Consider the following 13,156-nt stretch of genomic DNA (forward strand, 5'->3'; position numbering starts at 1 on the left):
TACTATTATTATGAATTACATTCAATCCATAGTATTAGGAATTATAGAAGGAATTACAGAATTTTTTCCCATATCTTCTACAGGTCATATGATTATTATAGCATATATAATGGGAATATTAGATAATAGTATAACAAAACTATTTCTTGTTTTTATCCAATGTGGATCAATTTTATCTGTAATATTTTTATATAGAAAAAAACTTTTAACCCAAAATTATGACTTTTATATAAAAATATGTATTGCTAGTTTTCCTGTTCTTATTACTGGATTATTTTTTTACGAAAAAATAAATATATTATTAAATAATCCAGTAATAGTATTTTTATCATTTATTATGGGAGGAATATTTATATTAAAATCAGAAAATTTTTATAAAAATTTTTCTAATAAAAAAAAAAATAATATTACGTATTATAGAGCCTTGATAATTGGATTTTTTCAATGTTTATCTTTAATTCCAGGTATATCTAGAAGCGCAACTACTATTGTTGCTGGACTTTTACAAAATATAAAGAGAAAAGATTCTATTGAATTTTCATTTTTTTTGTCTGTTCCTATTATTAGTATTGCTACTATAAAAAAAGTATTTGATTTTTATATTAAATCAGATTTATTATTATTTAACATTAAAAATATAAGAATATTACTATTGGGAAATATAACTGCATTTGTTACATCCATGATTGCTATTAAATATTTAATGAATTATTTAAGAAACAATGATTTTAAATTATTTGGATATTATAGAATTATTATTGGTATATTTTTTTTTATTACACATTATTTTATTAAAATATATTGATTTATACTATAAATTAAAACTAATTTAGTATGATTTATTATATTTTTACTTAACAAAAATTAATTCCATTTTTATAAACGTAAAAAACTTATATGGTAATTTTTTTCACAATTAATTTTTATTTTTTACATTCCATTCATTAAATTTTTTGTAACATTCTTCTTTAGTTAAAGCTCCTTTTTTTACTCCATTTAATAAATGTTTTTTTAATAAAACTCCATTTTTTTTAAAAATAGAATTTACTGTATTTGTAGGTTTAGCTCCCTTAATCATCCAAGAAATAGAATTATCTATATTTAGAGTAATAATGGATGGATTTGAATTAGGATTATAAATTCCTAATTTTTCAATAAATCTTCCATCCCTTGGAGAACGAGAGTCCGCTACTATTATGTGATAAATAGGTCTATGTTTTTTACCAATTCTTTTTAAACGTATTCTAACCATTATTTTATATTTTTTTTATTATATTAATATCTTAATATTTTACAAAAATATTTATAATTTTCATAATAATTGAAATATTAATGTTTAAATTATTTAATATATATTTACATTATATTATAAATTTTGTAGACCCGTTGTGTAATGGAAGCACAGCAGATTTTGGTTCTGTTAGTTAGGGTTCGAATCCCTACGGGTCTGTTACCAAGTTTTATATTTTTCTAAAAAAAAATTATTATTTTAGAATGAAAATAAAAAAAAATAAAGTTTTACTTATAGCTATCATAAGTGTTTTATTTTGTATAGGAATTCATATTTTGGGATCTTATATAAGATTAAATAAAACTATCCTTTGTGCATTAAGATGTTTTACTATATCCATTTTTATTTTATATGCTTTATTAAAAAAAGATTTAACAATATGGATATTATTATCTATAATATTAGGAATAGAAATAGGATTAGATTTACCTAAATTAGCTGTTAAACTACGTTTTTTATCTCAAATCTTTCTAAGATTAATAAAAACTATTATTGCTCCTATATTATTTTCAACTTTAGTAGTTGGAATTGCAAGTCATTCCAATATAAAAAAATTGGGAAGTATGGGATGGAAATCTTTGTTATATTTTGAAATAGTTACCACTTTGGCTTTATTTATAGGACTTATTGCAATAAACATATCCAAAGCTGGAGTTGGAATTATTATTCCAGAAGGAATAAATGAACAACAATTACCAAAAGTAGAAAGTAGAACATGGCAAGATATTATTCTTCATATTTTTCCAGAAAATATTATAAAGTCTGTATATCATGGAGATGTCCTTCCTATAGTAGTATTTTCTGTTATATTTGGAATATCTATGGTCTTTTTAGAAAAAAAAAAAAGAATTATTATTCTTTCTTTTGCAGAAATTTTATCAGAAATAATGTTTAAATTTACTAAAATAATAATGTATTTTGCACCTATAGGAGTAGGGTCAGCTATAGCCTATACAATAGGACATATGGGGTTAGATATATTATATAATTTACTTCAATTATTGTTAACTCTTTATTTTGCATTAATTATTTTTATATTAGTAGTTTTAATACCTATTTTATTTTGGATAAAAGTTCCATTAAAAGGTTTTGTAAAAGCATTGACAGAACCAGTTTCATTAGCATTTGCTACTACTAGTTCTGAATCTGCATTACCATTACTTATGGAAAATTTAGAAAAATTAGGAGTTCCAAAAAAAATAATTGCTTTTGTTATTCCTACTGGATATAGTTTTAATTTGGATGGAACTACACTTTATTTATCTTTAGCAACTGTTTTTGTAGCTCAAGCTGCAGGAGTTCCTTTAAGTTTTAGTCAACAAATATTGATAGGATTAACTTTAATTCTTACTTCTAAAGGAGTAGCAGGAGTTCCTAGAGCATCTTTAGTTATTCTTTTAGCTACCGTAGCTTCTTTTGGGTTACCTACATGGCCAATATTAGCAATCGTTGGTATTGATGAATTAATGGATATGGCTAGAACTACAGTAAATGTAATAGGTAATGGATTAGCTAGTTGTGTTATAGCTCGTTCTGAAGGAGAATTAGATGATAAAAAAATGATGGAATATGCAAAAAAAATTGAAAAAAAATAATTTATGATTTTGAATAAAAATTTTTTCCGTTATAAAAAAAATAGCATAATAAATATAATAGAAAATGGAATAATAAAAAAAAAAGTTATTCAAATATTGCATTAATTAAATATTGGGGAAAAAATAAAAATGGAATTCAAATACCATCTAATTCTTCTATTAGCTATAGATTAAAAAATGTATATACAGTTACTTTTTTAAAGTATGTTGCTCATAAAAGAAAACAAAATAATTTTTCTATTAAAGTTTATACGCTTGGAAAAAAAAATGATGTTTTTTATAAAAAAATAAAAGATTTTTTTCATAGAATTTTATTCTATTGTTCTTATTTAAATAAATATAATTTTTTTATAGAAACTTATAACACATTTCCTCATAGTAGTGGAATAGCATCTTCTGCCTCTTCTATGAGTTCTATTGCGCTTTGCATAATGGATTTAGAAAAGAAAATATCATCTTCTTTATTAGAAGATGATTTTTTCTTTAAAAAAGCATCTTTTTTAGCTAGATTAGGATCAGGAAGTGCTTGTAGATCAATATATTCTAAACTTTCTGTTTGGGGAAAACATAAATTAATTAAGAATAGTAATAATTTTTATTCTATACCATATCCATATATAGTACATCCTATTTTTAAACAGATGGAAGATACAATATTAATAGTAGATGAAACGCCAAAGGCTTTATCAAGTTCTAAAGGGCATGATTTAATGAATATTAATAAACATCCATATGCTAAAGAAAGATTTAAACTTGCTTATAATAATATGAAAAAATTAATTCATATATTATATTCCGGAGATATAGAAGAATTTGGAAAAGTTATAGAACAAGAAGCATTAAACCTTCATGCAATGATAATGACATCAAATCCATATTATTTATTAATGAAACCAAATACTGTAAAAATTATACACAAAATTTGGGATTTTAGAATAAAAAGTAAAAAAAATATCTATTTCACATTAGATGCAGGAGCAAACATGCACTTGTTGTATCCTTCTAAATATAAAGACATGTTTCTTAATTGGATTGTTAAAAATCTTTCTTTTTATTATAAAAATATTATAAAAAGTTTTTGTCAATGGAATTAATTATATTTATATAATAAACGGTGGATGTAGCTTAGTTGGTTAGAGCATCAGATTGTGGTTCTGAAAGTCGCCGGTTCGAATCCGGTCATCCACCCATTTGTTAATTTAAAAAATGTTTTAACCTTGTAAAAGCTTCTATAATTTTACTTTCTGAAGAAGCATAAGAAATTCTTAAATATTCATCATTTCCAAAAGCACTACCACTAACAGTAGATATATAAGTATTATCAAGTATTAATTCTGATAATTGATCTGAATTTTTAATAACTTTTCCATGTAAATTTTTTCCAAAAAAAGATGAAATTTTTGGAAAAATGTAAAAAGCACCATCAGGAATATTAAACTGAAATCCATTAATTTCATTCATCATATTTAATACTAAATCTCTTCTTTTTCTAAATGAATTTATCATATATTTAATTCTATCAGGAGATGATTCTAAGGCAGCAATAGCTGCTCTTTGCGCAATTGAATTAGTACATGAGGTCATTTGTCCTTGTATCTTATCACAAGATTTTGCCACCCATTCTGGGGCTCCTATATATCCAATTCTCCATCCTGTCATTGCAAATGATTTAGATAATCCATTTAATGTTATAACTTGATCATAAACATCAGAAAATGATGCTATACTAGTTACAGAATTTATAGAATATGAAATATATTCATATATTTCATCCGAAAGTATCATAACTTTTGGATATTTTTTTAATACATTTACTAATGTACTTAATTCTTGATAATTATAAACGCTACCAGTAGGATTGCATGGATTATTAAATATAATTAATCTAGTTTTAGATGTAATAGATTTTTCTAATTGTTTTGGATCTATCTTAAAATTGTTATCTATTTTAGTTGAAATAATAACTGGATTTGATTCACATAATTTTACCATTTGCAGATAACTAACCCAATAAGGAGAAGGGATAATAACATCATCATTTTTATTCAATAATGATAGTAAAACATTTATTATAGATTGTTTTGCTCCAGTGGATACAACAATTTGTGAAGGTTTATACTCTATTTTATTATCACGATAAAATTTTTTACATATTGCTTCTTTTAAATCCATATAGCCAGATACTGGTGTATAATGATGAAACATATTTTCATCTATTGCTTTTTTTGCTGCATTTAATATAAACTTAGGTGGAGAAAAATCTGGTTCTCCAATGCTAAGATTAATAACATCATATCCTTTATTTTTTAAATGTCTAGATTTAGCTGCCATTTCTATAGTTTGTGAATAAGATATATTTTGTGAACGATGAGATAATCTATTTTTCATAGATAAAAGAAAATTTGAAATGAATACAACAAATCTAAATAAATTATAAATTTTAATTTTTAATTATGAAAAATCTATGATATTAATTAAAAAATATTTTCCAAATCTTAGAAAAAAACAGTATAATCAATTATATGAATTAAAACATTTATATAAATACTGGAATAATTTTATCAATGTTATTTCTAGAAAAACATTTGATAACAATACTTTTTATCAAAACCATGTGTTATTTTGTTTAAGTGTAGCTAAAATTTTATCATTTTTTCCAGGATCCAAAGTAATGGATTTAGGAACAGGAGGGGGGTTTCCTGGAATACCTTTATCTATAATATTTCCTTATGTAGAATTCTTATTAGTAGATTCTATTAAAAAAAAAATTAAAGTAGTAAAATCAATTGCTTCATCTATTAATCTACATAATGTACATCCTATATGTATTAGGGTAGAAAATTTAGACATTAAATTTAATTTTATGGTAACTAGAGGAGTATCAAAAATAAATGTTATTCATAATTGGATAAAAAAATCTAATTCTGAAATTAAAAATGGATCATTATATTTAAAAGGAGGAGATGTTTCTCAAGAAATTAATAAATTTCCCCATGCAATAGAATATCCATTAAATATATATTTTAAAGAAAATTTTTTTATCACTAAAAAAATCATTTGGATTCCAAATATTTAATATCAATAAAAAATGAATCCTAAAAAGATACTATTAAGAAAAATAAAGGAGAAAGGTGGATGGGTAAATGCTCATACTCATTTAGATAGAGCTTATACTTTAAATAAAGATAATTTTAAATATTCATATTTACCACTTAAAAAAAAGTGGTATTTAGTAGATGAAATAAAACGATTAGCATCAGAAGATGATATATATATACGGATGGAAAAAGCTTTAGAACATTTTTTAAAACAAGGGATTCAAGCTGTATGTACTTTTATTGATGTTGATGAGATTATAGAAGATAGAGCATTAAAAGCTGCAAAAAAATTGAAAGATAATTATGAAAATTCAGTAAAAATTAGATTTGCTAATCAAGTACTAAAGGGGGTAATAGATAAAAAATCTAAATATTGGTTTGATAAATCAATAGATTTTGTAGATGTAATAGGAGGATTACCACTTAGAGATTATGGTAAAGAAGAGAAACATATAGATATATTATTGGATACAGCTAAAAAAAATGGAAAAATTGTACATGTTCACGTAGATCAATTAAATTCTATGAAAGAAAAAGAAACTGAAAAACTAGCAAAAAAAACTATAGAACATGGAATGCAAGGAAAAGTAGTAGCTATTCATAGTATATCGTTATCTGCTCATAACAAAAATTATAGATATAATGTATATAAATTAATGAAAAAAGCAAATATCATGGTTGTTTCTTGTCCAATTGCATGGATTGATCATGTAAGAAATGAATATTTAACACCTAATCATAACTCAGTAACTCCAATAGATGAAATGATTCCTGAAGGAATCAGTGTAGCTATTGGAACTGATAATATTTGTGATATATATAAACCATTTTCAGATGGAAACTTATGGATAGAATTACGGGTATTACTAGAATCTTGTCATTATTACAATATAGATCAATTAGTTAAAGTTGCTACAACAAATGGATTAAAAGCTTTAGGTATGAATGAAAAAAATAAATAATATATAATTCATTTTTTTGGACGCATTTGAGGAAAAAATAAAACATCTTGTATTGATTTATTTTTAGTAAGTAACATAACTAAACGATCTATTCCTATACCAATTCCTGCAGTAGGAGGCATTCCAAATTCTAAAGCTCGTATAAAATCTTTATCAATTAACACTGTATTTTCGTTTGTATTATCATTTTTTAATAAATTTATTTTTTTTTGTAAACGTTTTAATTGATCAATAGGATCATTTAATTCTGAATAAGCATTAGCAATTTCTTGTCCATTTATAATAAGTTCAAAACGTTCTGACAATTTATTATCATCACGATGTTTCTTAGTTAAAGGGCTCATTTCTACAGGATAATCAGTTATGAATGTAGGATTAATATAATTTTTTATACATTTTTCTTCAAAAATATTTTCAATAATTTTAGATTTACTTGTTTTATTATTATATTTTTCTATTTGTAATTTTTTACAAACATTTATTAAATCATTTTTATCCATTTCTTTTATATCAAATCCAGTATAATTTTTTATTGAATCTAATATTGATATTCTTGAAAAAGAATTTTTAAAAAATGTGGAATAATCTTTATTATTATAAATAAACTTTATAAACATGTGTTTTATAAGTTTTTCTGTAAAATCCATCATCCAATAATAATCTTTATAAGCAACATATAATTCTAATACAGTAAATTCTGGATTATGAAATCTATCCATACCTTCATTTCTAAAGTTTCTAGAAAATTCATATACTCCATGAAATCCTCCAACTACAAGTCTTTTTAAATAAAGTTCATTAGCTATTCTTAAATATAAAGGAATTTTAAGTGTATTATGATAAGTAATAAAAGGACGAGCAACAGCTCCTCCAGGAATAGGGTGTAATACAGGAGTATCTACTTCTAGATATCCTTTTTTATCTAAGAAATTTCTTATACATTGAATAATACGAGTACGTTTTATAAAAATATTTTTAACTTTATCATTTACTATTAAATCAACATAACGCATTCTATAACGTTGTTCTACATCAGAAAATGAATCGTATATATTTTTTTTATCTTTTTTTACTTGTGGTAATGGACGTATAGATTTTGATAACAAACTCAGTTTTTCTACGTATATCGTAATTTCATTAACTTTTGTTCTAAACAAAAAACCTTTTATTCCAATTATATCTCCTATATCTAATAACTTTTTTAAAAAAATGTCATATACATACTTTTTTTCTATATTGTCCATACTTAAACATGACTTATTCATGTAAATTTGTATTCTTCCAGTATGATCTTTAAGTTCTCCGAAAGATGCTTTACCTAAAATACGTAAACGCATTAATCTACCAGCTATACTAACTATTTTTTTATCTATAAAATTATCATATATACCACTAATTGTAATAGTAGTTATATATTCTTCTGAAGGGTACGGATTAATACCAATTTTTTTTAACTGATCTAATTTTTTCCTCCTTATAATTTGTTGTTCTGATAAAGGCATATATTTTTTTTTGCACCTAATCATTAGAAAATAAAAAAACGAATTTACATTTGTTTTTGATTTAAAAAAAAACTTTATTAAAAAAATATTTTCATTTTTATTATGAGAAAAAAAATACTTCTTTTTAAAGAATTAAATGGATTAAAATATCAAGATACTTGGAGTTATCAAAAAAAAATATTTGATATTATGAAACAAGATAACAATATTTTAAAAAAAAAATATGTTGGATACTTACTATTTGTAAAATATAATCAACATATATACACTATAGGAAAAAATGGAAAAGAAAATGAACATTTATTAGTAAACTCAGAATTTATGAAAAAAAAAAACATTGACTTCTATAGAATAGATAGAGGAGGAGATATAACTTATCATGGGCCAGGACAATTAGTTATTTATCCTATTTTAGATTTGAATTATTTTTTTATGGATATACATAAATACATTCGTTTTCTAGAAGAAGTAATCATTAAATCATTATGGATAGGATTTAAAATAAATGGAGTTAGAGATATAGGAAAAACTGGCATTTGGATTTCAAACAAAAAAAAAGAATTGAAAAAAATATGTTCAATAGGAATAAAAGTTAGTAGATGGGTAACTATGCATGGATTAGCATTTAATATTAATACAAATTTACAATATTTTAAATATATTATTCCTTGTGGAATATATAATAGAAAAATGACTTCATTAAAAAATGAATTATATAATATGAATAATAATATTAATGAAAACGAATCTTTATTATTCCATAAAACAAAAAATATAGTAAAAAAATTTTTTAAAGAAATATTTGAAGTTGAATTAATTCAAACAAATTAATTATTTTATTAGTTTTGCTATAACTATCCCATCTTTATCTATTTTTTTTAGAATTACTTTTTGTAAAGTATTTTCAATATTTGGAAAATGTGAAAAAGGTATTTTAGTTCTTATATAATTCTCTGTATATCCATATATATAACGATTATATTTTAAATTTTTTTCAAATAAAACAATTTTTTTTGTATTAATTTGTTTTTTACAAAAAATAAAATATTTTTTTTTAGACATATTTCTCAATATATTATTTCGTTTTTTTTTAATACTATTAGATAATTTTTTACAAAAAATTAATGATTTTGTGTTAGGCCTAGAAGAATAAGTAAATATATGCATTGATGATATATCCAATTTTTTTATAAAAAAATAAGTATTTAAAAAATCCTTATAAGTTTCTCCAGGAAATCCAACAATGATATCAGAACCTATATAAGCATTAGGAATAATATTACGTATTTTATTTACTTTATATTCATATAATTCTTTTTTATATCTTCTATGCATTTTACCTAAAATATAATTACTACCGGATTGTAATGGAATATGAAAATGAGGAGCAAAATATTTGCTTTTAGACAAAAATTCTATAATTTCATCTTCTAAAAGATTTGGTTCTATAGAAGATAAACGAATTCTTTTATTTTCTTCTTCATTTATTATTTTTGATAAAAAATATTCAATAGTTTTTAATAATTTGAAAAATGTATCAACATTTCCTGAATTATTTCTATTTTTAAAATCTCCTAAGTTAATTCCTGTTAAAACTATTTCTTTTACTTCATTTTTAAATAAATAAAATATATTACTCAATATATTATTTATATTATCAGAACGGGATATTCCTCTAGACATAGGAATAATGCAATAACTACATTTATAATTACATCCATCTTGTATTTTTAAAAATGAACGTGTTCTATTTCCTATTGAAAATGATGGAAAAAAACATTCATTATTATTCGATACGTTAATTTTTCTTTTTTTTTCATTTTTAATATTAATAAAATCAATAATATTAAATTTATCCTTATTTCCTAATACTAAACTTACTCCCTTTATATTAGACACCTTTTCAGGATTATATTGTGCATAGCATCCAGTAGCTATTATATAAGCTTTATCATTTTTCTTAATAGCACAACGAACAATATATTCGAAATCCATTTCCGCATTTTTTGTTACAGAACAACTATTTATAATATAAATGTCTGCATAATCTTTAAATGATACATGTTCATAATATAAACTAGAAAATTTTCTTTCTATAGTTGAAGTTTCTGCATAATTCAGTTTACATCCTATTGTATAAAATGCAATTTTTTTTTTTTTATCATAAATCTTATTATAAATTAAGATGAAAAATAATCTATAATTCCATCATGATTAGCTGAAATAGTTTTATCTCCTGTAGTCCAATTAGCTGGACAAACCTCCCCATTTTTCTCAAATGATTGAAGAGCATCTATCATACGTAATGATTCATGTATATTTCTACCTAAAGGAAAATCATTTATCAAAATGTGTCTTATAATACTTTTTTTATCTATTAAAAATAAACCTCTATAGGGAACCATTTCCTCTTCTTTTTCAATTGAATTATTGTTGTTATTACTACAATTACAATGTAATTTTCCTGATAAAACACCATAATTATATGATATAGTTTTATTTATATCTGAAACAATAGGATATGTTACACCACATATACCTCCATCTTTTCTTTTTATTTGTAACCAAGTCCAATGGGCATATTCTGTATCTGTTGATACAGCAATAATTTGAGTATTTCTATCTTCAAATTTTTTTATATTATCTTGAAAAGCATAAATTTCCGTAGGACATACAAAAGTAAAATCTTTAGGATAAAAAAATAAAATAACATATTTTTTACCTATAAATTGTTCTATAGTAAAATCATGTACAATATCTTTTCCATTTAATACTGCACTTGTTTTAAAATTAGGAGCTTTTTTTGCAATTAATGTATTCATTATATTCAATATTAATACTAATTTAAAAAAAAATATTTCAACATTTATACATATCTATGTAATTTTTTGTTAATTTTATTTTTAAGATTCGTTAAATATATAATCCTTTTTATAAAAATTTTTTTATTATTGTTAACATTTGTATTATTATAATGATATATTTCATTTTTTATCAATCTTAATATATATAAAGATTTATATCTCAATAATATTTCTTGTAAATAAAGTTTAAATTTTTTTTCTTTACAATTATCCCATTCTACAGTATTTTTTTTATATAATGTATTTGTTGTATATACTGAATAACAATGTAACATATTATTATTTATTTGTTTTAAACATATATTTTCAAATATTTTTATACTTTTTTTGAACAAAAAACTAATATTCCAACGTTTAAATGTTTGTAATATAATATCGGAAATTTTAACATTTTTATTATTATTTTGTATTGTTTTTTCTCCATATTTTATGGCTATTTTAATTAATGTTTTTTCAATAAGTAAAATAGAATCTTGTTCTTTTTCTTTTTTCTTTTTACGAAAAAAAAATATGTTGTATTTGTCTGAATCATCATTATAAATTTTTTTTAATTCATATATCAATATTTTATAACGAATATTAAAAATTCTACTAACTTCTTGTAAATACAATTCCCTTTGAATAACATTGTTAATCTTAGATATACTATTTAATATTCCAAAAATTAAAAATGATTTTTTAACAATATCATTATTATGATATTTTTCGTATACCTTTTGTTTAAAAGATATAAAATTATAACTATTATTATTTATAAAAGTACGCAAATCATAGTATGAATATTTTCTTGATATAGAATCTGGATCTTCTCCATTAGATAAAAATAATACTCTTAAATTAATATCTTGTTCTAAAAACATATTAATAATTCTTAAAGAAGCCTTAATTCCAGAAATATCACCATCATAAAAAAGAATAATGTTTTTAGTTAATTGTTTAATTAATAATATTTGATTTACAGTAATAGATATACCTGAAGTAGAAACTACATTTTTTATTCCAGATTGATATAAAGAAATTACATCTGTGTATCCTTCTACTAGATAACAAATATTTTCTTTTAAAATATTTTTCCTAGACTGAAAAAATCCATATAATACATTACTTTTTTGAAATATAGGACTTTCAGCAGAATTAATGTATTTAACAACATTTAAAGAACATTTATCAATGCTCCTTCCACCAAATCCTACAACATATCCTGAAATATCATGAATTGGAAACATTATTCTTTTTCTAAAAGAATCAAAATTATTGTAATTTTTAGATGTCACTAATCCTGAATTAATTAAATCAGATATTTTAAATCCTTTTCTTAAAGAATTGTTTGTAAAATTTTTCCATGAATTTAAAGCATATCCTAATTCAAATTTTTTAATTATTTCTATATTAAATCCTCTATTTTTTAAATAATTTAATCCATATTTAATTCCTTCCTTATTAAATAATAATTGATTTGAAAAAAAATGTTTAGCATAATTATGAATACAAAATAATTGTTTATTTACATAATAATCATTATTATTTCTTTTATAAAAAAACTTTTTATCTATTTTAATGTTATACTTATTAGCTAAATATTTTATTGATTCTATATAAGTAAAACATTCACTTTCCATAAGAAAAGCAATAACATCACCCCCCTTACCTGAACTAAAATCTTTCCATATATTCTTTATAGGAGAAACAATAAAAGATGGATTTTTTTCTTTTGAAAAAGGACTAAATCCTCTGTAATTAATCCCGCTTTTTTTTAATTCTATAAAATCTCCAATAACATCTTCTATACGGGAAACAGATAAAATTTTTTCTTTAATATTTTGAGGAATTATCATTTTTGAGTA

At 22.3% G+C, this 13,156-nt stretch carries 12 protein-coding genes and 2 tRNA genes; 8 read left to right on the plus strand and 6 right to left on the minus strand.

Annotated features, from left to right (window positions below):
- The first annotated feature begins 10 nt into the window (after positions 1 to 10).
- Positions 11 to 805 (plus strand): undecaprenyl-diphosphate phosphatase, encoded by a 795-nt coding sequence (locus H0H39_RS01270; protein WP_185877589.1) that lies wholly within the window; start codon positions 11 to 13, stop codon positions 803 to 805.
- Between the two features lie 111 nt (positions 806 to 916).
- Here H0H39_RS01270 and rpsP read toward each other — a convergent pair whose 3' ends face one another.
- Positions 917 to 1,252, minus strand: coding sequence for a 30S ribosomal protein S16 (gene rpsP / locus H0H39_RS01275; protein WP_238785663.1), 336 nt, complete (start codon positions 1,250 to 1,252; stop codon positions 917 to 919).
- A 127-nt stretch (positions 1,253 to 1,379) separates the two neighbouring features.
- Here rpsP and H0H39_RS01280 point away from each other — a divergent pair.
- From H0H39_RS01280 to H0H39_RS01295, 4 genes are all read left to right on the plus strand, one after another.
- Positions 1,380 to 1,450: transfer RNA gene (locus tag H0H39_RS01280), tRNA-Gln, on the plus strand.
- Between the two features lie 44 nt (positions 1,451 to 1,494).
- Positions 1,495 to 2,886, plus strand: a complete 1,392-nt coding sequence (locus H0H39_RS01285; RefSeq protein WP_185877590.1) for a dicarboxylate/amino acid:cation symporter — start codon at positions 1,495 to 1,497, stop codon at positions 2,884 to 2,886.
- A 140-nt stretch (positions 2,887 to 3,026) separates the two neighbouring features.
- Positions 3,027 to 3,980, plus strand: coding sequence for a diphosphomevalonate/mevalonate 3,5-bisphosphate decarboxylase family protein (locus H0H39_RS02935; protein WP_394798442.1), 954 nt, complete (start codon positions 3,027 to 3,029; stop codon positions 3,978 to 3,980).
- Positions 3,981 to 4,000: 20 nt separating this feature from the next.
- Positions 4,001 to 4,074, plus strand: a tRNA-His gene (locus H0H39_RS01295).
- Between the two features lie 6 nt (positions 4,075 to 4,080).
- On the opposite strand, the gene H0H39_RS01300 is transcribed toward H0H39_RS01295, so the two are convergent.
- Positions 4,081 to 5,274, minus strand: a complete 1,194-nt coding sequence (locus H0H39_RS01300) for a pyridoxal phosphate-dependent aminotransferase (protein ID WP_185877591.1) — start codon at positions 5,272 to 5,274, stop codon at positions 4,081 to 4,083.
- Positions 5,275 to 5,350: 76 nt separating this feature from the next.
- Between H0H39_RS01300 and rsmG the strand changes: the two genes are divergently transcribed.
- Positions 5,351 to 5,962 carry a 16S rRNA (guanine(527)-N(7))-methyltransferase RsmG gene (gene rsmG, locus H0H39_RS01305; protein WP_185877592.1) on the plus strand — a complete coding sequence of 204 codons (612 nt, stop codon included), beginning with the start codon at positions 5,351 to 5,353 and terminating at the stop codon, positions 5,960 to 5,962.
- Positions 5,963 to 5,974: 12 nt separating this feature from the next.
- Entirely contained in the window at positions 5,975 to 6,946 is a 972-nt protein-coding gene (locus H0H39_RS01310) for an amidohydrolase family protein (protein WP_185877593.1), read from the plus strand.
- Between the two features lie 8 nt (positions 6,947 to 6,954).
- Here the strand turns inward: H0H39_RS01310 and lysS are convergent, their stop codons facing one another.
- A complete protein-coding gene (gene lysS / locus H0H39_RS01315) occupies positions 6,955 to 8,472 on the minus strand; it encodes a lysine--tRNA ligase (RefSeq protein ID WP_317167098.1) in 1,518 nt (505 codons plus the stop codon).
- 78 nt (positions 8,473 to 8,550) lie between these two features.
- Here lysS and lipB point away from each other — a divergent pair, with 78 nt between their 5' ends.
- Positions 8,551 to 9,279 (plus strand): lipoyl(octanoyl) transferase LipB, encoded by a 729-nt coding sequence (gene lipB / locus H0H39_RS01320; protein ID WP_185877594.1) that lies wholly within the window; start codon positions 8,551 to 8,553, stop codon positions 9,277 to 9,279.
- Here lipB and mtaB read toward each other — a convergent pair whose 3' ends face one another.
- The 3 genes from mtaB to dnaG are packed head-to-tail and all read right to left on the minus strand — an operon-like array spanning position 9,280 to position 13,147.
- Positions 9,280 to 10,617 carry a tRNA (N(6)-L-threonylcarbamoyladenosine(37)-C(2))-methylthiotransferase MtaB gene (gene mtaB, locus H0H39_RS01325; RefSeq protein WP_185877631.1) on the minus strand — a complete coding sequence of 446 codons (1,338 nt, stop codon included), beginning with the start codon at positions 10,615 to 10,617 and terminating at the stop codon, positions 9,280 to 9,282.
- An 11-nt stretch (positions 10,618 to 10,628) separates the two neighbouring features.
- The gene (locus H0H39_RS01330; protein WP_185877595.1) at positions 10,629 to 11,270 is read right to left on the minus strand and encodes a peroxiredoxin; all 642 of its coding nucleotides are present in this window, start codon (positions 11,268 to 11,270) and stop codon (positions 10,629 to 10,631) included.
- A 44-nt stretch (positions 11,271 to 11,314) separates the two neighbouring features.
- Positions 11,315 to 13,147 carry a DNA primase gene (gene dnaG / locus H0H39_RS01335; protein ID WP_185877596.1) on the minus strand — a complete coding sequence of 611 codons (1,833 nt, stop codon included), beginning with the start codon at positions 13,145 to 13,147 and terminating at the stop codon, positions 11,315 to 11,317.
- Positions 13,148 to 13,156 lie beyond the last annotated feature (9 nt).

The organism is Blattabacterium cuenoti (assembly GCF_014252315.1).
GTDB lineage: Bacteria > Bacteroidota > Bacteroidia > Flavobacteriales > Blattabacteriaceae > Blattabacterium > Blattabacterium cuenoti_AI.

Bases quoted from the DNA above. Each gene is read 5' to 3' on its own strand.
- lipB (WP_185877594.1), top strand. From the start codon at position 8,551: ATGAGAAAAAAAATACTTCTTTTTAAAGAATTAAATGGATTAAAATAT.
- lysS (WP_317167098.1), bottom strand. From the start codon at position 8,472: ATGATTAGGTGCAAAAAAAAATATATGCCTTTATCAGAACAACAAATT.
- dnaG (WP_185877596.1), bottom strand. From the start codon at position 13,147: ATGATAATTCCTCAAAATATTAAAGAAAAAATTTTATCTGTTTCCCGT.
- rpsP (WP_238785663.1), bottom strand. From the start codon at position 1,252: ATGGTTAGAATACGTTTAAAAAGAATTGGTAAAAAACATAGACCTATT.
- H0H39_RS01285 (WP_185877590.1), top strand. From the start codon at position 1,495: ATGAAAATAAAAAAAAATAAAGTTTTACTTATAGCTATCATAAGTGTT.
- H0H39_RS01300 (WP_185877591.1), bottom strand. From the start codon at position 5,274: ATGAAAAATAGATTATCTCATCGTTCACAAAATATATCTTATTCACAA.
- H0H39_RS01270 (WP_185877589.1), top strand. From the start codon at position 11: ATGAATTACATTCAATCCATAGTATTAGGAATTATAGAAGGAATTACA.
- rsmG (WP_185877592.1), top strand. From the start codon at position 5,351: ATGATATTAATTAAAAAATATTTTCCAAATCTTAGAAAAAAACAGTAT.
- H0H39_RS01330 (WP_185877595.1), bottom strand. From the start codon at position 11,270: ATGAATACATTAATTGCAAAAAAAGCTCCTAATTTTAAAACAAGTGCA.
- H0H39_RS01310 (WP_185877593.1), top strand. From the start codon at position 5,975: ATGAATCCTAAAAAGATACTATTAAGAAAAATAAAGGAGAAAGGTGGA.